Genomic DNA, 22,243 nt, shown 5'->3' with positions numbered 1-22,243 from the left:
GGCGAATAATATTCGGAACTATTGCCCGTGATGGGCGGGATGTTCAATCCTCTCGACATGACGACCGTGGACACCCGAGCCGTGCACGCCGGCCGCGACGACCTCGCCGCCCTCGGCGTCCACGTACCGCCGATCGACCTGTCGACCACCAACCCGCTGCCCTCGGTCGAGGCCGGCGGCGACGCCTACGAAACCCTCGCCACCGGCGGCACCCTCCCCGCCGACGCCAGCGCCGTCTACCAGCGGCTGTGGAACCCGACCGTGGCCCGCTTCGAAACCGCCCTCGCCGAACTGGAAGGCACCACCGAAGCCGTCGCCTACGCCAGCGGCATGGCCGCACTCACCGCCGCCCTGCTCGCCGCCACCCGCGACGGCCGACGGCACCTGGTCGCCGTCCGCCCCCTCTACGGCGGCACCGACCACGTCCTCGCCACCGGCCTGCTCGGCACCGACGTCACCTGGGCCCGCCCCGACACCGTCGCCGCCGCCATCCGCCCCGACACCGCCCTGGTGATCGCCGAAACCCCCGCCAACCCCACCCTCGACCTGCTCGACATCGCCGCCCTCGCCGACGCCGCCGGCCCGGTGCCCCTCCTGATCGACAACACTGTCGCCACCCCGGTCCTCCAGCAGCCCACCCGTCACGGCGCCAGGCTGGTGCTGCACAGCGCCACCAAGAGCATCGGCGGTCACGGCGACGTCCTCGCCGGAGTGATCGCCTGCGACGCCGAGTGGGCCACCCGGCTGCGCCAGATCCGCGCCCTCACCGGCGCGATCCTGCACCCCCTCGGGGCGTACCTGCTGCACCGCGGCCTCCAGACACTGCCGCTACGGGTCCGCGCCCAGCAGGCCGGTGCGGAGAAACTCGCCCTCTGGCTCGCCGCACATCCGGCGGTCGCGCGGGTCCATCACCCCGGTACCAACGACCCGGCCGGGCTCGTCGGTCGGCAGATGTCCGGCCCGGGCAGCCTCCTCGCCTTCGAGGTACGCGGCGGCGCACCCGCCGCCGCAGCGGTCGCCGGCGGCTGCCGGCTCATCACCCACGCCGTCTCCCTCGGCGGCGTCGACACGCTCATCCAGCACCCGGCGTCACTCACCCACCGTCCGGTCGAGGGAGAGGCCAAGCCCGACGGCGCGCTGCTGCGGCTCTCGGTCGGCCTGGAGGACCCGGAGGACCTGCGCGCCGACCTGGAGAACGCGCTCGCCACGATCTGACCGGGCACGATGAGTTGACCTTCGGCGTACGGGCCGTCGTCGGTCGGCGCCGTCCCCGCTGTCAGCCCAGCGTCTCGCCGGTCGGCGCCGTCCGGGTGGGTCACGACTTCGGGCCGACGCGGCGGTCGAGCGCGGCGACCGCCTCCCGGCGGGCGACCGAAAGACTGTTGGGGCGGTTCATCCGCCAGGCGATGCCGAGCAGGTCCAGCCCCCACTGGCAGAGCCCCATGATGTCGGTGGACTCGTTGACGAACATGTAACGCGGGTAGACGTACGTCTTTCCCCGAACGGTGACCCGGTTCGCGATCCGGCAACCGTCGGAGTGGAACAGGCCGCGCAGAAAGTCACCGGGGACCGCCCGGACGACGCGCTCCTGCCAGTCGGCAAGAACTATCCGCCGCTCGTGCTTCTTGCCGGGCCCGTGTTGTGGCAGCAGGCAGGGCCAGTGCGTGCCGTAGCTCTGCACGCTGACGCAACCTTGCTGCTGGACCCGTTGGACCTTGCTCGCGAGCACCGCTCGCATGGCCGCCTCGCATGCGTCGATCAGGGCCGGCCAGGCGTTGCTGCATGAGATCCGGAGGACCGGCACCCGCGCAGAGGTCACCAGGTGCCCGTCGCCGAGGTAGAGACCGAGTAGATAGGCATAGGCGGCACCGATTGTCGGGTTGCCGACGTCGGCGCGACATCGGAAGCAGCGAAGGGCGGTGGTCCGCATCCTTGACGTTGGCCGATCCCTGCACCAGTGGCGCACGGTGGCATAGGGCAGGCCGACGCTCCTGGCAACCTCTGCGACGGTCGCACCAGTCAGGTACAAGCTTTGTGCGCGTGCACGCACCTCGGGTGGATGCATGGCGCCATTGTCGAACGTCCGTACGACACTTGTGGTGTCCCCGGTGGGATTCGAACCCACACTGTCGGAGGTTTGAGCTCCGTTTCTCTACCGGTTGGAATACGGGGACTTTCTCGCTCAACGCCTGTCGCGTCGCCCCCATAGGTTACCCACTACGCTAGGAGCGGCGACACCCGGTACCGCGGGTGTCAGAGCGCAGACTGGGTGGGAGTGGCTCGTGGCCGAGACGCAGACGGATGCCGCGCGCAGGCGGGTACTGATCGCCGAGGACGAGGCGCTGATCCGGCTGGACCTGGCCGAGATGTTGGCCGAGGAGGGCTACGAGGTGGTCGGCGAGGCCGGTGACGGCGAGGCCGCCATCCGGCTGGCCGAGGAGCTCAAGCCCGACCTGGTGATCCTCGACATCAAGATGCCGATCATGGATGGGCTGGCGGCCGCCGAGCGGATCGCCGGGGCCCGGATCGCCCCGGTGATCATTCTGACCGCGTTCAGCCAGCGTGACCTGGTGGAGCGGGCTCGCGCGGCCGGCGCGATGGCGTACCTGGTCAAACCCTTCCAGAAGAGCGACCTGGTGCCGGCGGTGGAGATCGCCCTGTCCCGCTACTCGGAGATCGCCGCACTCGAGGCCGAGGTGGCCGGGCTGACCGACCGGCTGGAGGTCCGCAAGACCGTCGAGCGGGCCAAGGGCGCGCTGATGACCACGTACAACATGAGCGAGCCGCAGGCGTTCAAGTGGATCCAGCGCACCGCGATGGACCATCGGATGACCATGAAGGAGGTCTCCGAGCGGATCCTCGCCGAGACCGCTGGCGGCGAGGTGGCCGAGCCGGTCGAGCCGACCTCATAACCGATCCCGTCCGGTGGGCGTTGGTGCCGCCCGCAGCGGGACAACCCCTGTAGCGGGCGGGCTGATCGTCGATGTACCCCAGCGCGGGTGAGGCGACGATGCCGCCTGAACATTTCAAGGCTCCGTCGGAGTCGAACGGTCGAATCCAGCGGCGCTGTGACAGGGCGTACTGGTGGTAACTGCCGAGGCATACGTCAGTCCGAGCGCTTAGCTGGCGGCATGCGGCTGATCCGGCGAGGCGCGGCGAAGGCTGGCGACCAGGTTCCTCTTGCGGGGGCGGTGGAGTCGAGGCTGGGTCGAGTCCACGGGCTGCGACCAGACCAGGCTGAAGATCGTCGGCCGGAGGAGTGGGGACCGTGCTGCCTGGTCGGGTGTGTCTGCCGGCCGATAGACGTCGACGGAGCAGAGGTGAACTAGCTCCGACCGGCGGTCTGTCCGCCGGATGTTTCTTACAGCGACCACCCCCAATTCGCCACGGTGTGTAACGGTTCGGTCAACGGCCCCCTCCGGGGCTTACGCCACCCGTGCACGGTGGGATAACGTCCGGCCCCAGACCGGCGACGACGGTCTGGTTCGGCCTCCCCTGCAAGGGCCAATAGGCAGCGGGTGGTTTGAGCCATGGGATGGAGGAGGGTTCGGGCCGTGAGGCAGAAGCTCGTACGTTTGGTCGGTGGCGTGGCAATCGCCGCGCTCGCCCTCGGCGGCACGGCCGCCTGCAAGTCTGACAGCGCAAGCAACGAGGCCAGTGGCGACGGCTGCGGCAGCAAGATTGCCTTCTTCGGCGCGCTGACCGGCCCCTCCGCGGCGCTGGGTATCAACGAGAACAACGGCGTCAAGCTCGCCGTCGACCAGTACAACAAGGCCAACCCGGACTGCCAGGTGAGCCTCGTGCCGCTGGACTCGCAGGGCAACCCGGAGCAGGCGCCGGCGCTGGCTCAGCAGGCGATCGACGACGCGCAGCTGCTGGGCATCGTCGGGCCGGCCTACTCCGGTGAGTCCGAGGCCGCCAACCCACTGTTCTCCGAGGCCGGTCTGGTGCACATCACCCCGTCCGCGACTCGGCCGAGCCTGGCTGAGCAGGGCTGGAAGACCTTCTTCCGGACCGTCGGAAACGACCTGAGCCAGGGCCCGGCGGCGGGCGCGTACATCAAGGACGTGCTCAAGTCCGACAAGGTCTACGTGATCGACGACCAGTCCGCCTACGGTGCCGGCCTGGCCGACGAGGTCAAGAAGGTGCTCGGCGCGGCGGTCGTGGGCAGCGACAAGGTCCAGGGCGAGGGCAAGCAGAACGACTTCTCGGCGACCGTCACCAAGGTGAAGTCCACCGGTGCGACGGCGGTCTTCTACGGCGGCTACTACCAGGAAGCCGGACTGATCCGTAAGCAGCTGACCTCTGCCGGCGTCAGCGCCACCCTGGTCGCTGGCGACGGTGTGAACGACAACGCCTACATCGAGGGTGCCGGTGCGGCGGCGGCCGAGGGCACCATCCTCACCTGCCCGTGCCAGCCGGCCACCGAGGCTCGGGGTAGCTTCGTCGAGGACTACAAGGCCCTCAACGGCTCGGAGCCCGGTACCTACAGCGACACCGCCTACGACGCGGCGAACATCCTGCTGGCGGGCATCAAGGACGGTAAGACCAGCCGGGAGTCCCTGCTGGAGTTCGTGAAGGGCTACACCGGCGACGGCGTGGCGGCGAGCTACAAGTTCACCGAGACCGGCGAGCTCGACCCCGCCCAGGTGAAGGTCTGGGCGTACAAGGTCGAGGGCGGCAAGGTCGTGCCGGACCAGGAGATCAAGCTCTCCTGACCCGGGTCCGGTAAACGGTTCCGCGGTGATTGCGGGGTGCGGTCTGGAGCCCTTCCGGCCGCACCCTCACTGTCTCCTCTTCCTGTACGGAGTGCCCTTCCTTGGACTTCAACACCCTGTTCTCCGATTTCGGGGGATATACGATAACCGGGCTGACAGTGGGCGCCATCTATGCCCTTGTCGCGCTGGGTTACACGCTGGTCTACGGCGTGCTGAGACTCATCAACTTCGCCCACTCCGAGGTTTTCATCGCCGGTGCCTTCGCCGCCATCTGGGGCTGGGCCGCACTCGGTCTGGATCGGGACACGGTCGTCAGCGGCTTCGGATCGATCATGCTGTACCTGCTGGTCGGTGCCCTGATCGCGGCGGTCGCCTCGGCCGGTACCGCGACGGTGATCGAACGCGTGGCGTACCGGCCGTTGCGTAAGCGCAACGCCCCGCCGCTGGCCTTTCTGATCACCGCGATCGGCGCTTCGATCGCGATCGCCGAGGCGTTCGGTATCTACACCCGTCGGCTCCCGGTCGGTGCGCCCACCGTTGTCCGGTCCGACATCGTGCTGTTCGAGGTGTTCGGTACGGAAGTGACCGTGGTGCAGGTGCTGGTCATCGCCTCGGCGCTGGCGATGATGGTCGCGCTGGACCTGTTCATCAACCGCAGCCGAGTAGGCCGGGGCATCCGCGCGGTTGCTCAGGACCAGAACACGGCCGCGTTGATGGGCATCAACAAGGACCGGATCATCCTGGTGGTCTTCATCATCGGTGGTGTGATGGCCGGCGTCGCCGGGATGCTCTACGACGTCCGGATCGGCACGCTGACCTACAGCGTCGGGTTCCTGCTCGGGTTGAAGGCGTTCACCGCAGCGGTCCTCGGCGGCATCGGCAACCTGCGCGGTGCGCTGATCGGCGGGCTGCTGCTCGGCCTGGTCGAGAACTACGCCTCGGCTCTGTTCGGCGCGAACTGGAAGGACCTGGTCGCCTTCGTGGTCCTGGTCGTGCTGCTGATGTTCCGGCCGACCGGTCTGCTCGGCGAATCGTTGGGGAGGGCCCGCGCATGACAAGCGTGAGGGAATGGATCGATTCGGGCCGCCATGCGGTATCCGAGCGGTGGCACGACGCGCCGCGTTGGATGCGGTGGGCCGTCATCGCGGCGGTGATCGTCTTCTTCTACGCCCTGCCGAACCGGGAGTTCTACCAGTGGCTCGGGCCGATTCCGACCACCGGGTCGAACTTCGGGCAGGTGCTATTCACCATCTCGATCTACGTGTTGCTGGCGGTCGGGTTGAACATTGTGGTCGGCTTCGCCGGCCTGCTCGACCTGGGCTACTTCGGCTTCTTCGCGGTGGGTGCGTACACCGTGGCGGTTCTGACGTCGCCGAGCAGCGACCTCAAGACGCTGTGGCCGTGGCTGCTGGCCCTGCCGTTGGCGCTCGTGCTCACCATGGTCTCCGGCGTGATGCTGGGTACGCCGACGCTGCGGTTGCGCGGTGACTACCTGGCTATCGTGACGCTCGGCTTCGCCGAGATGATCCGGGTCGCGGCGACCAGCTCCGAGTTCCTCAAGGGGCAGCGGGGCTTCAACCAGATCCCGCACCCTCCGGGCAGCTACTCCGACGGCAAGCCGATCTTCGGTGTGTTGGACCCACGGCCGTACTACTGGCTGGTCCTCACGCTGATCATCCTGGTGGTCCTCGGCGTGCGGAACCTCAACCGCAGCCGGGTGGGCCGGGCCTGGATCTCGATCCGGGAGGACGAGGACGCGGCGCAGCTGATGGGCGTGCCGACGTTCAAGTTCAAGCTCTGGGCGTTCGCCTCGGGCGCGTTCATCGGCGGATTGGCCGGGGCGCTCTTCGCGGGCAAGCAGAACTTCGTCAGCTCGCAGAACCTGGAACTGCTCAACTCGATCATCATTCTGGCCGCGGTCATCCTCGGCGGCTCGGGCAACATCGTCGGCGCGATCGTCGGCGGCGGCCTGGTTGCATACATGATCGAGCGGTTCCGCGGCATCGAATTCTTCGGCATCGAGCTGTATGAGTACCGATTCATGTTCTTCGGCCTGGTGCTGGTGATCATGATGATCTTCCGGCCGCAGGGCTTGATACCGAACCGACGACGAGCGGCGGAGTTCAAGGATCGTCGCAAGGAGGTGACCGTCGGTGGGTGAGACCGCGCAGAAGCCGACCGTTCCGGAGCAGGCCGGCGCACCGGCGGTGGAATCCACCTCCGCTGGCCGGGAGCCGCTGCTGGAGGTCGATCACGTGACGCTGCGCTTCGGCGGCGTGGTGGCCCTCAACGACGTGGACTTCACCCTCTACAAGGGTGAGATCCTCGGGCTGATCGGCCCCAACGGTGCCGGTAAGACCACCTGCTTCAACGCGATGACCGGCATCTACCAGCCGTCCGAGGGGGAGATCCGGTTCCGCGGCGAGCGGATCACCGGCAAGAAGAAGCACCACATCACCAAGATGGGCATGGCGCGGACGTTCCAGAACATCCGCCTGTTCCCGGAGATGACCGCGCTGGAGAACATCCAGGTGGGCGCGGACGCTCATCACAAGACCAGCGTCCTCTCCGCGCTGTTCCGCCTGCCCCGGCATCAACGTGAGGAGCGCGACGGGCTGGAGAAGGCACAGCGGCTGCTGGATTTCGTCGGTATCCCACACCGGATGCACGATGCCGCCCGCAACCTCTCCTATGGCGAACAGCGCCGGCTGGAGATCGCCCGGGCGTTGGCCACCGATCCGGTGCTGCTCTGCCTGGACGAGCCGGCTGCCGGCTTCAACCCGGCCGAGAAGGAAGAGCTGCTCCAGCTCATCCGCAAGATCCGAGACCAGGGCGTGACCGTGCTGCTCATCGAGCACGACATGCGTCTGGTGATGGGGGTCACCGACCGGATCGTGGTGCTGGAGTTCGGGAAGAAGATCGCTGAAGGGCTCCCCGCCGAGGTGCGGGAGGACCACCGGGTGATCGCGGCCTACCTGGGGGTGCCGGATGACGACGTTGCTTGAGATCGATGACGTCAGTCTGCTCTACGGGCGGATCAAGGCGCTACACGGCATCAGCCTGACCGTCAACGAGGGCGAGATCGTGGCCCTGATCGGGGCCAATGGTGCCGGCAAGTCGACCACCATGCGGGCCATCTCCGGCATCCGTCCAGTGGCCTCGGGCAGCATCCGGTTCGCCGGTGAGGACATCACCAAGCTCCGGGCCGACCTGCGGGTGCGCCGTGGACTCTGCCAGGCACCTGAGGGTCGGGGGATCTTCCCCGGCATGACGGTGCTGGAGAACCTGGACATGGGCGCGTACACCCGGCGGGATCGGGGTGAGGTGGCCAAGGACCTCACCCGGGTGCTGGAGCTGTTCCCCCGGCTGGCGGAGCGACGCAAGCAGATCGGTGGGACGCTCTCCGGCGGTGAGCAGCAGATGCTGGCCGTCGGCCGGGCGATGATGAGCCGACCCAAGCTGCTGCTGCTCGACGAGCCGTCGATGGGGCTGGCACCGATGCTGATTCAGCAGATCTTCAGCATCATCACCGAGATCAACGAGCAGGGCACCACGGTCCTGCTCGTGGAGCAGAACGCCCAGCAGGCGTTGGCGCGGGCGCATCGGGCGTACGTGCTGGAGACCGGCCGGATCGTCAAGGAGGGCACCGGCACGGAGCTGCTGCACGACCCGGCGGTCAAGGAGGCCTACCTCGGCGTGGCCTGACCGTCCGCTACCCCTCTCTTGCAAGGAGTTCGACATGTTGTTCAAATTGAACGTCCCACACCGAGCTCTGCTCGGTGTGGCTGGCGCCGCACTGCTCACCGTCTCGATGGCCGCCTGCGGCGAGCAGGACAGTGCCGATCAGCCGGGCGCGGGTCCGACGGTGACCGCCGCGCCGGACGCGGATCTCGCTGGCAAGGTGCCTGACACGATCAAGGCCGACGGCGTGATCAAGGTGGGTACCGATGCGACCTACGCCCCGGCGGAGTTCCTCGACACCGATGGTTCGACCGTGATCGGCTTCGACGTCGAGCTGTTCAACGCCGTTGCGCAGAAGCTCGGCCTGAAGGCGGAGTACGAGTCGGCGCCGTTCGACGCGATCCTGCCAGGCGTGGCCTCCGGCAAGTACGAGGTTGGCGTCTCGTCGTTCACCATCAACCCGGAGCGGTTGAAGAGCGTCAACATGGTGAGCTATTTCTCGGCCGGCACCCAGTGGGCCACCAAGGCCGGCAACCCGGCTCAGGTGGACCCGGACAACGCCTGCGGCAAGAAGATCGCCGTGCAGGTCGGCACCGTGCAGCTCGACGACATCGAGGCCCGGTCGAAGAAGTGCACCGATGCCGGTCAGCCGGAGATCACCATCGACCAGTACCAGGCGCAGAGCGACGCGACGGCCGCCGTGGTCAGCGGCAAGAACGACGCCATGCTGGCCGACTCGCCGGTCGGCGCCTACGCGGTGCAGCAGAGCAACGGCCAACTGGAGGTGCTCGGCGACATCTACGAGTCGGCACCCTACGGGTACGCGGTGAAGAAGGACCAGACCGCGTTCGCTGAGGTGCTGCAGGAGGCGGTGCAGGCGGTCATCGCTGACGGCAGTTACGAGTCGGCGCTGAAGAAGTGGGGTGTCGAGGGCGGATCGATCACCACCTCGGAACTGAACCGCGTCGGCTGACATGTCTGTCGACACCGACACACCCGAGCGGGCACGGCCGGATCCCATCCAGGCCGTGCCCGTGCGGCATCCCGGGCGGTGGGTCGCCGTCGCCGTGATCGGGGTGCTGGTCGCCATGTTCGTGCACCTGTTGGTGACGAACCAGGCGTTCAACTGGTCGTTCATGGTGAACGAGATGTTCCGGCCGCCGATCATGGCCGGAGTGCGGGGAAGCATCGCGCTGCTCGTGACCGCCATGCTGATCGGTGTCGTGCTGGGCGTCGTCATCGCGATCATGCGGCTGTCGGAGAACCCGATCCTGCGTGGCGTCGCCTGGGCGTACACCTGGTTCTTCCGCGCGGTGCCGCGGTTGGTGCTGGCGATCCTCTTCGGCAACCTGGGCATCCTGTGGGCCCGGGTCGAGTTCGGGCTGCCCTTCGACCGGCAGATCGGCGCGTTGTTCGGGGTGCAGGACTTCGAGGCACGGCTGTTCGGCTTCTCGGCGACGGACATCCTCACCGGCTTCGTCGCCGGCATGCTGGCGCTGGGGCTCTCCGAGGCCGCGTACATGGCGGAGATCATCCGAGCCGGCATCCAGTCGGTGGACGAAGGGCAGACGGAGGCCGCCCAGGCACTGGGCATGACCCGCACCCAGATCCTGCGCCGCATCGTGTTGCCGCAGGCCATGCGGGTGATCGTCCCGCCGACCGGCAACGAGACGATCGCCATGCTCAAGGACACCTCGCTGGTGGCCTTCGTGCCGGTCTCCGCCGAGCTGTTCTTCCAGATCAGGGCGGTCGGTAGCCGCACCTTCCAGGTCTTCCCGATGTTGGTCGCGGCGACCATCTGGTATCTGCTGTTGACAAGCGTGCTGCTGGTCGGGCAGCACTACCTGGAACGGCACTTCGCCAAGGGCACCGGTCGGGCCGGCCAGGCGAAGGCCCGGCTGCGGGGCATGACGACCGGCGGCGGTGGCGTCACCGGAGGGGGCGGGGGCGTATGACGCAGATGAGTGGGTCCGCCCAACACGGCCTGCCGGCCGCGGAGTCGGGACCGATGGTCCGGGCCGAGCAGGTGCACAAGTCGTTCGGGCCGGTCGAGGTGCTCAAGGGCATCGATCTTCAGGTGCGTGCCGGTGAGGTGTGCTGTCTGCTGGGGCCCTCCGGCTCGGGCAAGTCGACGTTCCTGCGCTGCATCAACCACCTGGAGAAGATCAACGCCGGTCGGATCTGGGTGGACGGCGAGCTGATCGGCTACCGGGAGCGCGGCGGCAAGTTACACGAGATGCGGGAGAAGGAGGTCGCCGCCCAGCGCCGCGCCATCGGCATGGTGTTCCAGCGGTTCAACCTCTTTCCGCACAAGACCGCCCTGGACAACGTCACCGAGGCGCCGCTGCTGGTTCGTCGGGAGAAGCGGGGCGAGGCGCGGGATCGGGCGGTGGCCCTGCTGGAGCGCGTCGGGCTCGGTGACAAGCTGGGTAACTACCCGAACCAGCTCTCCGGCGGGCAGCAGCAGCGGGTGGCGATCGCCCGGGCGCTGGCCATGCGGCCGAAGCTGATGCTCTTCGACGAGCCGACCAGCGCGCTCGACCCGGAACTGGTCGGCGAAGTGCTGGACGTGATGAAGGATCTGGCCCGCGACGGTATGACGATGATCGTGGTCACTCACGAGATCGGCTTTGCCCGGGAGGTCGGTGACACCTTGGTCTTCATGGACGACGGCGTGGTGGTCGAGCAGGGCAACCCGCGTGAGGTGATCGCCGACCCGAAGCACGAGCGGACGAGGGCCTTCCTCACGAAGGTTCTCTGACGCCCGGTCGTAGCTGGACGCCCCACACTTCAGTTGTCGCCGGTGGTGGAATGGCCCGGCGTGGTTTATTAGGTGTGAATCAGTTCCTGACTCGCCTGGGCGAGTCGAATTCCGGCAGCGCCTGAGGTGGGACCTCAGGCGCTGCTCGGCCAGCACCGGACTCTTGTTGAGATCCCAGCAGTGTGCGTGTCCCGGACACTTATGCCGGAAAGGCCAGGCAAGGTGTGCCGGACCAGCGGAGCGCCACGGGTGTTTCCGCCTCTGATTCGTGCGGTACCTGCACGGAAGCGCCACCGTGCCGCCACAGATAGCGTGGCGGCACGGTGAAGAAGATCAACTGGTTCTGCTCATGCTACTTCAGTCGCCATTTGTGCGACCGTAGATAGCCGTTTATCAGGCCGCTTCTTTTTTCGCCCTGTGCAATTACGAACTCGCCGGTTTGGTAATTGGCGTCGCCGTACAAGATGACAGCGTCATAAGCAGTGCTGGTTCCCCGGTTGTAGACTGAGCGAACGGGGTAGTTCCTCGCCCAGGAGCAGACGTTAGGGGAGCTGTACCAATCGTTGTCGGCGTTTAGCCATGAGCATCGCCCTCCGGTTCCACTCAGGCCATCCCAAACGCACAGATAACCGCTCGGGCAATCCCAGGCGGCTGCTTGGGCGGCGGCAGGTGGCGCACCGACAACAAGGACAACCGCAAGACTGAGAATGCTGAGGGACTTTTTGAGTCTACCCATGGAAACCCCCGTCTGCTGCATGGGTCAGGCGTACGAACTGTGGCCCTGGTGGAAGTGTATCGATGCACTGATACTTCCAGATCAATCATTATGAGTCAAGAAACAAGCTGCCGGGACGGGTTGCTTGATCATGCATTTCAGGTGATCGACGCAGTTCGCGTGGCCTCCGTAGAGCGGCGCAGATTAACTGTGTGGGTGGGTAGTTGCTGGTCGCGGTGAGGGTGAGGTCGTGTGGATGGACGGCAAGGTCGACAGGCGATGCTGAGTAGCGCGAGCGGGCGGGCGCCGTCGCGGGCTCGGTGCCAGGTGGCATCGCCGTTACTGATGCCGAACGGTGCGGAGGATGTCGATGGCAGCGTTGCGAGCGGCTGGATGTTGAGTGCGTCAAGGGAACAATGCTGTTGACTGGCGCAGGAACGTGCCGGGTCCTTGTCGGCGGTACGGACTAGAGTCGCAGCCGTGACAGCTACGACCCCGCGCCTGCTCCTTGTCGACGGACACTCCCTGGCCTACCGGGCGTTCTTCGCCCTGCCGGTGGAAAACTTCTCCACCACGACCGGGCAGCCGACAAACGCGGTCTACGGCTTCACCTCGATGTTGATCAACGTGTTGCGTGACGAGCAGCCGACCCACATCATCGTCACCTTCGACGTGTCCCGCCGGTCCTTCCGCACCGAGAAGTACGCGGAGTACAAGGCGGGCCGCAGCGAGACCCCGACCGACTTCAAGGGCCAGGTCAGCCTGGTGAAGGAGGTCCTGGCGGCGCTGCGCGTCCCGGTGGTGGAGAAGGAGGGCTACGAGGCTGACGACGTCATCGCCACCCTGGCTTGCCAGGCCCGCGACCAGGGCATGCCGGTGCTGATCTGCACCGGCGACCGGGACGCCTTCCAGCTGGTCGACGAGCAGATCACCGTGCTCTACCCGCGTAAGGGCGTCTCCGACCTGGCGCGGATGGATCCGGCGGCGATCGAGGCGAAGTACGGCGTGCCCCCCGGCCGCTACCGCGACCTGGCCGCCCTGGTCGGTGAGACCAGCGACAACCTGCCCGGCATTCCCGGCGTCGGTCCGAAGACCGCCGCGAAGTGGATCAACACGTACGGCGGGGTGGAGGGCGTCATCGCCCGCGCCGACGAGATCAAGGGCAAGGCGGGCGACAGTCTCCGGGAACGACTCGCCGACGTGATCCGCAACTACGAGATCAACTGTCTGGTCGCCGACCTGGAGTTGCCGCTGCGTCCCGAGGACACCCGCTGGCAGGGGTGGGACCGCGAGGCGGTGCACCAGGTCTTCGACACCCTTCAGTTCCGCATCCTGCGCGACCGCCTCTACCAGTACCTGGAGGCGGTCGAGCCGGAGGCGGAGTCGGGCTTCGACCTGGTCGGTGAGGTGCTGACCGCGCCCGGGGCGCTGGTGGGCTGGTTGGAGACGCACGCGCCGGCCGGCACCGGCGTCGGCGTCGCGGTCAAGCTCGACACCGGCCCGAACCGCCGGCACACCGCCTCCGTCACCGGCATGGCGCTGGCCACCGCCGACGGCGCGGCGGCCTGGTTCGACCCGGGCCAGCTGGAGGCCGGCGACGAGGCGGCGCTGGCGACGTGGCTGGCCGACGAGACCCGGCCGAAGGTGCTGCACGACAGCAAGCCGGCCGTGCTCGCCTTCGCCGCGCACGGCTGGGCGCTGGCCGGCATCGCACGTGACACCCAGATCGCCGCGTACCTGGCCCGCCCCGATCAGCGCTCCTACGACCTGACCGACCTGGCGCTGCGCTACCTGCACCGGGAGCTGCGGGTCGACGCCCCGGAAACCGGCCAGCTGACCCTCGACGGGCTCGGTGGCGACAGTGAGGCCGAGCAGAACCTCATGCTGCACGCCCGGGCCACCCTCGATCTGGCCGACGCGATCGACGCGGAGCTGTCCCGCGACGGGGAGCAGTCGGCCCGGCTGATGGCCGGGGTGGAGCTGCCACTGATGCGGGTGCTGGCGCAGTTGGAGCGCACCGGCATCGCCGCCGACACCGACTACCTGACGGAGCTGGAGGCGCACTTCGCCGCCGAGGTGAAGGCCGCCGCGCAGGGCGCGTACGAGGCGGTGGGGCGGGAGTTCAACCTCGGCTCACCCAAGCAGCTGCAGGAGATCCTCTTCGGCGAGCTGAACCTGCCCAAGACCAAGCGGATCAAGACGGGTTACACCACCGACGCGGACGCCTTGCAGTGGCTCTACGCGCAGAACCCGCACCCGGTGCTGGCCCACCTGCTGCGACACCGCGACGTGGCCAAGCTCAAGTCGACGGTGGACGGTCTGCTCAAGTCGGTCTCCGACGACGGGCGCATCCACACCACGTTCAACCAGACGGTGGCCGCCACCGGTCGGCTCTCCTCCACCGAGCCCAACCTGCAGAACATCCCCATCCGCACCGAGGAGGGGCGACGGATCCGCCGTGCCTTCGTGGTGGGAGAGGGCTTCGAGTGCCTGCTCACCGCCGACTACAGCCAGATCGAGATGCGGATCATGGCACACCTGTCGGCCGACGACGCGCTGATCCAGGCGTTCAACTCCGGCGCCGACTTCCACGCCGCGACGGCCTCGTCGGTCTTCACCGTGCCGCTGGCCGAGGTCACCCCGGACCAGCGGCGCAAGATCAAGGCGATGAACTACGGCCTGGCGTACGGGCTCAGCGCATTCGGCCTGTCCCAGCAGCTCGGCATCAGCGCCGAGGAGGCGCGCGGGTTGATGGAGAACTACTTCGCCGGATTCGGCGGGGTACGGGACTACCTGCAGGAGGTGGTTGCCCGGGCCCGCCAGGACGGCTACACCTCTACCATCCTCGGCCGCCGGCGTTATCTGCCCGACCTGGTCAGTGACAACCGGCAGCGGCGGGAGATGGCCGAGCGGATGGCGCTCAACGCCCCGATCCAGGGCTCCGCGGCGGACATCATCAAGGTCGCCATGCTGCACGTCGACACCGCGTTGCGCGACGCCGGCCTGCGCTCCCGGATGCTGTTGCAGGTGCACGACGAGCTGGTCTTCGAGGTGGCACCAGGAGAACGGACGGTGCTGGAGGAGTTGGTTCGACGCGAGATGGGTGGGGCGTACCCGCTGTCGGTGCCGCTGGAGGTGTCGGTGGGCGACGGCCGCGACTGGAACAGCGCCGACCACTGACCCGTTTCCTTGGGGGGTTTCGGGGCAGCCCGACCCGCTCCGGGCGGTCAGGCTTGATCCCTGCGCGGGTCGGGCTGCCCCGAAACCCTGACGTGGTCACGGACGAACCGTGCGCTGATGCCACGCAGTTTCGGGGAAGTTGCTGCCTCGCGGGCCGGCTGACACAGCAACTTCGCCGAAGTTGTCGCCTGCTGGTCTGCTGGTGCGGCGGTGAAGGCGGATCTCAGCGGCCGGGGCCTCGGCGGGACTTGGGCGGGGTGCCGTGCCGGTCGAGGGCCTTGCGGGAGGGGCCGCCGGGCGGTGGCAACGGGGCCTTGACCGGGTCGTGACCCCAGTTCATCAGCGAGTACCGCCACCGGGTGTCGCGCACGTCGCCGCTGGGACGCTGCGCCATGTGCCGTCGGACGTAACCGACGACCTTGCGCATGTGCTTGTAGTCGGCCTCGGTGAGCTGGCCGCGCTTGCGGCGCAGCAAGTCGATGATCTTACGTCCGGACTCGTGGCCGACCGTCTCACCACCGCCGCTGCCCTTCCTCCGCCAGCCGACGTGCTTGGACTCGTCGGTGTCCAGCCACTTGGACAACTCGCCGGGCTTCATGTTCACCGCCTCGGTGAACTCCCGGTAAGTCTGGTCCGGGTCGTCACGATTGCTCACGGCGCAGCACCTCCGGGCGGTGGGCCACATCCCGACCCGAGTCGTCGTTGCGGATGCGGTACTGCGGCTGCTCCGGTGAGGCGTTGACGGCGTGCCCGCGTACGTGGGTCCGTTCGGTCAGCTTCTCCTTGACCACACCGTGGGCCCGGCCGCTGTGGCTGGCCCAGGAGACGTGGTCGCCCTTGCGGAACTCCTCGTCGGCCATGCCGCGGGTTACCCGGGGTCGCCCGCGGGAAACGACTAGGGGGTGACCTCGGCGATCGGGAGTTTGACCTCGAAAGGTTCGGTCAGCTCGATCAGCTCCGCGCTGTCGGCGACGAGTTCGTACTGTCGCTCGCCGCCCGGCCCGATCCGGTCGCCGAGGCGGTACGCGTACACGTGCACCGGGTCCTGCTCGATGCGCCAGTAGAAGGGGATGCCGGCGGCGGCGTACGGCGTCGCACTCGCCGTCCGGTCCGCCGCCGGACCGCACAGCCGGTCGGCTCAGCCCGGACCGCACAGCCGGTCGGCTCAGCCCGGACGGACAAGTCGGCCGGCTCAGCCGGTCGGTTTCTCGGTGACGAAGATGGCGGTGCCGGGGAAGAGTCGGCCGCGCAACGGGCTCCACTGCCCCCAGATCCCCTCGTGCCCCTCCGGCCACTCCGGTTCCACCAGGTCCAGCAGCCGGAATCCGGCGTCGACCAGTTCGCGTACCCGGTCGCCGAGGGTGCGGTGCTGCTCGACGTAGCTGGCCCGGCCGTGTTCGTCGAGCTCCACGTACGGCCGGGTGTCGAAGTACGAGTGCACGGCGGTCAACCCGCCCTCACCGGGATCGTCCAGGAAGATCCAGCGCATCGGGTGGGTGACCGAGAAGACCCACCGGCCGCCGGGACGCAGCACCCGGTGCACCTGGCGCATCAGCGCCGCGGAGTCCTCGACGAACGGGACCGCGCCGAACGCCGTGCAGGCGATGTCGAACGTCTCGTCGGCGAAGGGCAACGCGAGCGCGTCGGCCTGCGCCAGCGGCACGCGTACCCCGCTGCGGGCGCTGGCCTGCGCCGCGTGCCGCAACATGCCGGCGGACAGGTCCACCGCGACCGGCCGGGCCCCCTGGGTGGCCAGCCAGCGGGCGCAGGACGCGGCACCGCAGCCGACCTCCAGCACCTGCCGTCCGGTCACGTCGCCGAGCAGCCGGGCGTCCGCCTCGCGCAGTCCCTCCGGGCACCAGACGAAGTCCACGTCACCCAGAAAGCTGCCGTGTTCGGCCTGGTACGCGTCGGCGTCGGCGTCCCACCAGCGCCGGTTGGCGGTGCGCGCCTCGGCGTCACCGACCCGGCGCCGGGTCACCCGGTTGTCGTCACCCACCAGGCCACGCTAGGCCCTCACCATGCGGTGGCCGGCGGCGGCCCTGGCGCACGCCGCGGCGTGTCTGGCCGAAATCTCCGCTTTCGCGGCTGGTGAGCCGATGAGTAGACGGGAGGGCTTGCACGCTGTGGTAATGCAGCAGGTAGGGTAGACGATGCGCTCGCGGATCGTGTGCCTCGGCAGGGAGCAGGTGCGCGGTCGACGGAGTCACATCAAGATCTCGTTCAGCGATATCCAGGTGGGCCCGCCGACGGATCCGTTGGCGCGCACAGGTCACCGCGACACCAGCCTGCTGTGACACACCATCCGACCGGAGCAACCGCCCACATGACGAGCAGCATCGAGGCCCCCTCGAGCGCCACCAAGGTCACCGTCGACGATCTCGGCTCAGAGGAGGCTTTCCTCGCCGCGATCGACGAGACCATCAAGTACTTCAACGACGGCGACATTGTCGAAGGCACCGTCGTCAAGGTCGATCGGGACGAGGTCCTGCTCGACATCGGCTACAAGACCGAGGGTGTCATCCCCTCTCGGGAGTTGTCGATCAAGCACGACGTGGACCCGGCTGAGGTCGTCTCGGTGGGCGACCACATCGAGGCCCTTGTCCTCCAGAAGGAGGACAAGGAGGGCCGGCTGATCCTCTCCAAGAAGCGGGCGCAGTACGAGCGGGCCTGGGGCACGATCGAGAAGATCAAGGACGAGGACGGCGTCGTCCGCGGTTCCGTCATCGAGGTGGTCAAGGGTGGCCTCATCCTCGACATCGGGCTGCGCGGCTTCCTGCCGGCCTCTTTGGTCGAGATGCGCCGCGTGCGCGACCTGCAGCCGTACGTCGGCCGCGAGCTCGAAGCCAAGATCATCGAGCTGGACAAGAACCGCAACAACGTGGTGCTGTCCCGCCGTGCCTGGCTGGAGCAGACGCAGTCCGAGGTGCGCACCGAGTTCCTCAACAAGCTCCAGAAGGGGCAGGTCCGCAAGGGCGTCGTCTCCTCGATCGTCAACTTCGGCGCCTTCGTCGACCTGGGCGGCGTGGACGGCCTGGTGCACGTCTCCGAGCTGTCCTGGAAGCACATCGACCACCCGTCCGAGGTCGTCGAGGTGGGCCAGGAGGTCGAGGTCGAGGTTCTGGACGTCGACCTGGACCGCGAGCGGGTCTCGCTGTCGCTGAAGGCGACCCAGGAAGACCCGTGGCGTCAGTTCGCCCGCACCCACGCCATCCAGCAGATCGTGCCGGGCAAGGTCACCAAGCTGGTGCCGTTCGGTGCCTTCGTCCGGGTGGACGACGGCATCGAGGGCCTGGTCCACATCTCCGAGCTGGCCGAGCGTCACGTGGAGATCCCCGAGCAGGTCGTCCAGGTCGGCTCCGAGGTCATGGTCAAGGTCATCGACATCGACCTGGAGCGTCGCCGGATCTCGCTGTCGCTCAAGCAGGCCAACGAGGGCTTCGTCGAGGGCGAGGAGCACTTCGACCCGACCCTCTACGGCATGGCCGCGACCTACGACACCGAGGGCAACTACATCTACCCGGAGGGCTTCGACCCGGAGACGGGCGAGTGGCTCGAGGGGTACGACAAGCAGCGCGAGACCTGGGAGAACCAGTACGCCGAGGCGCGGCAGCGCTGGGAGGCGCACCAGAAGCAGGTGCAGACCTCCCGGGCCGCCGAGGCCGAGGCCGCTGCCAACCCGCAGCCGGCCCCCACGGCCGGTGGCACCACCACCTCGACCAGCGCGGCCCCGAGCCGGCAGGCCGAGGAGCCGGCGGGCACGCTGGCCACCGACGAGGCGCTCGCCGCACTGCGGGAGAAGCTCGCCGGCGGCAAGTGAATCTGCGGCACGTCCAGTCGCGGCGCGTCTGACGCCGCGCCGCGACCTGGATCTGTCGGTTGACGACGACGGGCCCCGTCCCGACCCGGACCACCGGGTCGCGGCGGGGCCCGCGCCGTAGCCGGGCCGGCGCCGGTCACCAGATCCGACTCCGCCCCGCCGGGTCGCCGTCCGCACCCTGCCGCGCACCGTCGACGGTCCCGGACACCGCACCGGCCGGTTGGCACGCCGGCGAAGATCGGGTTGACTGGGTGCCGTGCTGAGGGTGGGGTTGACCGGCGGGATCGGTTCGGGCAAGAGCGCGGTGGCAGGACGGCTGGTCGAGCGGGGCGCGGTGGTCATCGACGCCGATCAGCTCGCCCGGGAGGTTGTGGCACCCGGCACCGAGGGTCTCGCCGAGGTCGTCGGCGCCTTCTCCGACCGGGTGCTGGACGCCGACGGGGCGCTGGACCGGGCCGCCCTGGCTGATCTGGTCTTCGCCGACGAGCCGGCTCGACGCCGACTGGAGGCGATCATCCACGGCCGGGTCCGGGCCCGTACCGTCGAACTGACCGCCGCCGCCGCGCCGGACGCCGTGGTGGTCAACGATGTCCCATTGCTGGCCGAGGTGGGGCTGGCGCCGACGTACCACCTGGTGGTCGTGGTGCAGACGGCGGTGCACATCCGGTTGGCGCGGCTGGCCCGCGACCGGGGGATGAGCCGGGCGGAGGCGCAGCGCCGGATCGCCGCCCAGGCCGACGACGCCCGCCGCGCGGCGGTGGCCGACGTGCTGCTGACAAACGAGGGCACCCTCGACGAACTGCACGCGACGGTCGACGCGCTCTGGGGCGACCGGCTGGTGCCCTTCGAGACCAACGTGCGACATCGGCGGGCGGTGCGACTGCACCAGGTCAGGCTGGCCGATCCCGACCCGACCTGGCCGAGACAGTACGCCCGGCTGGCGGACCGGATCCGGCACGCCATCGCCCCGGCCGACCTGCGGATCGACCACATCGGTTCGACCGCCGTCGCCGGCCTGGCCGCCAAGGACGTCATCGACATCCAGCTCAGCGTGCCCTCCCTCGCCGATGCCGACGGTGTGTTGGCCGAGCGGCTGGCCGACGCCGGTTTCCCGCGGTTGCCGGGCGAGTGGTGGGACAGTCCCCGACCGGCCGGCGGCGGTCGGTGGGCGAAGCGGCTGCACGGCAGCGCGGACCCGGCGCGCCCGGTCCACCTGCACGTGCGGGTGACCGGTTCGCCGGGCTGGCGGTACGCCCTGCTGATGCGCGATCACCTGCGGGCCGATCCCGACCAGCGGTCCGCGTACCTGCTGCTCAAGCGGGAACTGGCCGCGTCCGCGCCGGACAGCGGCGCGTACGCCACGGCGAAGGACCCGTGGTTCGACGAGGAACACCTCCGGGCGGAGGAGTGGGCCGTGCGCACCGGATGGCGTCCCTGAGGCGGCATGGTCCGTCGGTGCGGCGTGGGGTGGACACCAGGCAGCTTGGTCAGCGCTTCTGCGGCGGCGGCGTCAGCCGTGGCACCCGGCCTGGAACCAGGTCGAGCTGCGCCCAGGCACCTGCCCGCGTCGGCAGTTCCAGCCGGCGCAGCAGCCCGGACCGATCTACCCAGTAGCGCAGCGGCCCTCGGGCGGTGTCGACCTGCACCACGTCGACCGTGGCGCCGGCGAGGCTGTCGCCGCGTACCCGTTGCGCGTTGCCCTGGACGCCGCTGCGCTGTGCGGCCCGTAGCGCGGCGGCCACCAGCGGGTCGAGAGCTTGTGCGCGATGCGGTCCCGCCCGCCAACCGGCGGCCGGTGGCGGCAGCGGCGGACCCGCCGACTCGCTGGCACCGTCGATCCGGGTGACCTTGCGACCGTGGTGGCGGACCAGGGTGCGTCGACCGTCCGCGTCGAGGTCGGTGACGCCGAGGTACGCGCTGCCCGACGCCCAGCTCAGCCAGCCGCTGCCGCGCAGGTTGGTGGCGGCGGAGACGGGCATGGTCAGGGTGGCCGTCGCTCCGCCGGCGGTGCGCAGGCGGGCCGGCAGCCGACGCCAGCGGTCCCGCTCGGCGGCGGTCAGGGCGCGGGGCAGGCCGGGTCGACCGCCGAGCGCCTCGACCGGTCGTAACGTCGGTCGGTCGGCCCGGTTCACGGCCACCGTGACCGGTCCGATTCCGGCGAGGTCGGCCTGGACCCGGTGCAGCCGGCCGGCCGGGTCCAGCCAGTAGCGGACCGGGGCGCCGGCGGGTACGTGGCTCGCCGACGTCGACGCCTCCAGCACGTCGACCGGCTCACCGTTGAGATGTTCCCGGCCCACCCAGCGGCCGACCCAGCGGTCCACGGGTTCGGGTCGGTCGGCGGCGAGCGCGAAGATCAGGCCGAGCAGCGGATCGAGCCCCCGGTCGGCGGGCAGCCGCCATCCGTCGGCCGGGGGCACCAGCGGCGGCATGGCCGGCGTCGGTACCGCCGTCGGGTCGGGTCTGATCACCAACACGGTGGGAGTGGCCTGGGCCAGACCGCGCGACGCGCCCGCGCCCGGGCCACCGACGTCGAGATAGGTCAGCCCCCGGGCCCAGTCGACCCAGCCGAGCAGGTCGGTGCGGGCGGCACCGTCGCCGGCGGTGACATGCAACCCGGCGCGCAGCTCGCGATAGTTGGTCACCCGCATGACGGCCAGACGTTCCCGTTCAGCCGTCGTCAGGTCCCGTGGCGGCGGCCCGTCCGGCGCCCAGTTGACCAGCGTGGCCACCAGCGTCACGGCGGACAGCGCCGCGGTGAGGCCCAGCCCGGCGAGGGTGAGACGGCGCCGGCGGTTGGCCGCGCGCCGCGTGTCGCCGGCCCCGGTGCCGGCCCCGGCCAGATCCTCCTCCTCGGCGCGGTTCCCGGCGGCCAGGTCGAGCAGCCCGCCGGGGACCACGGCCCGGCGGATGCCCGGCCGTGACTGCGGTGGCCGGCCGGCCGTCTCGGTGCCCCCCAGGTCGAGGACCGCGGGTGGCGCGATGCCGGCGCGGTGGCGGCGGTTGACCGCGCGGTGCCGGCGGCTGTGCGTACGGGCGTGACCCGTCGGCCCGGCGTGGCTGGTGGCGGCCGGGTCGTTCCGGCCCGTCGGTGACTGTGCCGAGCCGGTGCGGGTGGCGCCGGCCGGGCTGTCGCCGCTCGCCGGGCCGTCGGGGCGGCTCGGATCGGTGCGCAGGTCGTCGCGTGCGCGGCGGCGGTTGTCGGACGGCGGTTGTGAGCTGTTCTCCACAGGAGGATGAACGGCTCGGAGACGCCGGGGTGACGAGCAGGGGCGCTCGCGGCGGCCGGTCAGCGCGATCCGCGCGACCACGTCCGGTGCGCACGCCAGGCATGCCGGGTGCTGCGACCCTCGGTGCCGGGGGCGGCGTGG

At 69.2% G+C, this 22,243-nt stretch carries 20 protein-coding genes and 1 tRNA gene; 13 read left to right on the top strand and 8 right to left on the bottom strand.

The features are described from left to right. The first annotated feature begins 39 nt into the window (after nucleotides 1–39). Entirely contained in the window at nucleotides 40–1,215 is a 1,176-nt protein-coding gene (locus AB0J93_RS26225) for a PLP-dependent aspartate aminotransferase family protein (RefSeq protein WP_363924997.1), read from the top strand. Between the two features lie 100 nt (nucleotides 1,216–1,315). On the opposite strand, the gene AB0J93_RS26220 is transcribed toward AB0J93_RS26225, so the two are convergent. After that, entirely contained in the window at nucleotides 1,316–2,065 is a 750-nt protein-coding gene (locus AB0J93_RS26220) for a transcriptional regulator (RefSeq protein WP_363924976.1), read from the bottom strand. Between the two features lie 32 nt (nucleotides 2,066–2,097). Beyond that, a tRNA-Leu gene (locus tag AB0J93_RS26215) sits at nucleotides 2,098–2,174 on the bottom strand. Nucleotides 2,175–2,282: 108 nt separating this feature from the next. On the opposite strand from AB0J93_RS26215, the gene AB0J93_RS26210 reads away from it, so the two are divergent. From AB0J93_RS26210 to AB0J93_RS26170, 9 genes are all read left to right on the top strand, one after another. Then, a complete protein-coding gene (locus tag AB0J93_RS26210) occupies nucleotides 2,283–2,912 on the top strand; it encodes a response regulator (protein WP_363924975.1) in 630 nt (209 codons plus the stop codon). A 642-nt stretch (nucleotides 2,913–3,554) separates the two neighbouring features. Then, the gene (locus AB0J93_RS26205; protein WP_363924974.1) at nucleotides 3,555–4,718 is read left to right on the top strand and encodes a branched-chain amino acid ABC transporter substrate-binding protein; all 1,164 of its coding nucleotides are present in this window, start codon (nucleotides 3,555–3,557) and stop codon (nucleotides 4,716–4,718) included. A gap of 101 nt (nucleotides 4,719–4,819) precedes the next feature. After that, on the top strand, nucleotides 4,820–5,773 hold the full coding sequence (locus AB0J93_RS26200) for a branched-chain amino acid ABC transporter permease (RefSeq protein WP_363924973.1): 954 nt from the start codon (nucleotides 4,820–4,822) through the stop codon (nucleotides 5,771–5,773). Further along, the gene (locus AB0J93_RS26195) at nucleotides 5,770–6,879 is read left to right on the top strand and encodes a branched-chain amino acid ABC transporter permease (RefSeq protein ID WP_363924972.1); all 1,110 of its coding nucleotides are present in this window, start codon (nucleotides 5,770–5,772) and stop codon (nucleotides 6,877–6,879) included. The genes AB0J93_RS26200 and AB0J93_RS26195 overlap by 4 nt, the downstream gene beginning before the upstream one ends. Nucleotides 6,880–6,925: 46 nt before the next feature. Next, nucleotides 6,926–7,723 (top strand): ABC transporter ATP-binding protein, encoded by a 798-nt coding sequence (locus AB0J93_RS26190; protein ID WP_363924996.1) that lies wholly within the window; start codon nucleotides 6,926–6,928, stop codon nucleotides 7,721–7,723. Next, complete coding sequence (locus tag AB0J93_RS26185; protein WP_363924971.1) at nucleotides 7,707–8,423, top strand: ABC transporter ATP-binding protein; 717 nt, start codon at nucleotides 7,707–7,709, stop codon at nucleotides 8,421–8,423. The genes AB0J93_RS26190 and AB0J93_RS26185 overlap by 17 nt, the downstream gene beginning before the upstream one ends. Nucleotides 8,424–8,457: 34 nt before the next feature. Continuing rightward, entirely contained in the window at nucleotides 8,458–9,372 is a 915-nt protein-coding gene (locus tag AB0J93_RS26180) for an ABC transporter substrate-binding protein (RefSeq protein ID WP_363924970.1), read from the top strand. 1 nt (nucleotide 9,373) lies between these two features. Beyond that, nucleotides 9,374–10,354: an amino acid ABC transporter permease gene (locus tag AB0J93_RS26175; protein ID WP_363924969.1), complete on the top strand. Its 981-nt coding sequence runs from the start codon at nucleotides 9,374–9,376 to the stop codon at nucleotides 10,352–10,354. Continuing rightward, nucleotides 10,351–11,160: an amino acid ABC transporter ATP-binding protein gene (locus AB0J93_RS26170; protein WP_363924968.1), complete on the top strand. Its 810-nt coding sequence runs from the start codon at nucleotides 10,351–10,353 to the stop codon at nucleotides 11,158–11,160. The genes AB0J93_RS26175 and AB0J93_RS26170 overlap by 4 nt, the downstream gene beginning before the upstream one ends. 352 nt (nucleotides 11,161–11,512) lie before the next feature. On the opposite strand, the gene AB0J93_RS26165 is transcribed toward AB0J93_RS26170, so the two are convergent. Next, nucleotides 11,513–11,896: a peptidase inhibitor family I36 protein gene (locus AB0J93_RS26165; protein ID WP_363924995.1), complete on the bottom strand. Its 384-nt coding sequence runs from the start codon at nucleotides 11,894–11,896 to the stop codon at nucleotides 11,513–11,515. Nucleotides 11,897–12,355: 459 nt separating this feature from the next. Between AB0J93_RS26165 and polA the strand changes: the two genes are divergently transcribed. After that, complete coding sequence (polA, locus tag AB0J93_RS26160) at nucleotides 12,356–15,055, top strand: DNA polymerase I (protein WP_363924967.1); 2,700 nt, start codon at nucleotides 12,356–12,358, stop codon at nucleotides 15,053–15,055. Between the two features lie 223 nt (nucleotides 15,056–15,278). On the opposite strand, the gene AB0J93_RS26155 is transcribed toward polA, so the two are convergent. The 4 genes from AB0J93_RS26155 to AB0J93_RS26140 form a co-directional block, all read right to left on the bottom strand. Next, nucleotides 15,279–15,710 (bottom strand): DUF3140 domain-containing protein, encoded by a 432-nt coding sequence (locus tag AB0J93_RS26155; protein ID WP_363924966.1) that lies wholly within the window; start codon nucleotides 15,708–15,710, stop codon nucleotides 15,279–15,281. Further along, entirely contained in the window at nucleotides 15,697–15,915 is a 219-nt protein-coding gene (locus AB0J93_RS26150; RefSeq protein WP_363924965.1) for a DUF2945 domain-containing protein, read from the bottom strand. Before AB0J93_RS26150 ends, AB0J93_RS26155 begins: the two co-directional genes overlap by 14 nt. Before the next feature lie 35 nt (nucleotides 15,916–15,950). Beyond that, nucleotides 15,951–16,094, bottom strand: coding sequence for a hypothetical protein (locus tag AB0J93_RS26145; protein ID WP_363924964.1), 144 nt, complete (start codon nucleotides 16,092–16,094; stop codon nucleotides 15,951–15,953). Nucleotides 16,095–16,247: 153 nt separating this feature from the next. Continuing rightward, on the bottom strand, nucleotides 16,248–17,054 hold the full coding sequence (locus tag AB0J93_RS26140) for a class I SAM-dependent methyltransferase (protein WP_363924963.1): 807 nt from the start codon (nucleotides 17,052–17,054) through the stop codon (nucleotides 16,248–16,250). 327 nt (nucleotides 17,055–17,381) lie between these two features. Here AB0J93_RS26140 and rpsA point away from each other — a divergent pair, with 327 nt between their 5' ends. Together rpsA and coaE are read left to right on the top strand one after the other, a co-directional pair. Then, nucleotides 17,382–18,875, top strand: coding sequence for a 30S ribosomal protein S1 (gene rpsA, locus AB0J93_RS26135; protein ID WP_363924962.1), 1,494 nt, complete (start codon nucleotides 17,382–17,384; stop codon nucleotides 18,873–18,875). Nucleotides 18,876–19,131: 256 nt separating this feature from the next. Then, nucleotides 19,132–20,313: a dephospho-CoA kinase gene (gene coaE / locus AB0J93_RS26130; protein WP_363924961.1), complete on the top strand. Its 1,182-nt coding sequence runs from the start codon at nucleotides 19,132–19,134 to the stop codon at nucleotides 20,311–20,313. Between the two features lie 49 nt (nucleotides 20,314–20,362). On the opposite strand, the gene AB0J93_RS26125 is transcribed toward coaE, so the two are convergent. Next, nucleotides 20,363–22,102, bottom strand: a complete 1,740-nt coding sequence (locus AB0J93_RS26125) for a hypothetical protein (RefSeq protein ID WP_363924960.1) — start codon at nucleotides 22,100–22,102, stop codon at nucleotides 20,363–20,365. Nucleotides 22,103–22,243: the final 141 nt, after the last annotated feature.

It is taken from the genome of Micromonospora sp. NPDC049374, assembly GCF_040677165.1.
Classification (GTDB): Bacteria; Actinomycetota; Actinomycetes; order Mycobacteriales; family Micromonosporaceae; genus Micromonospora.
The sequence above is the reverse complement of the archived record's forward strand: the minus strand, read 5'-3'. Positions and strand labels throughout refer to the sequence as shown.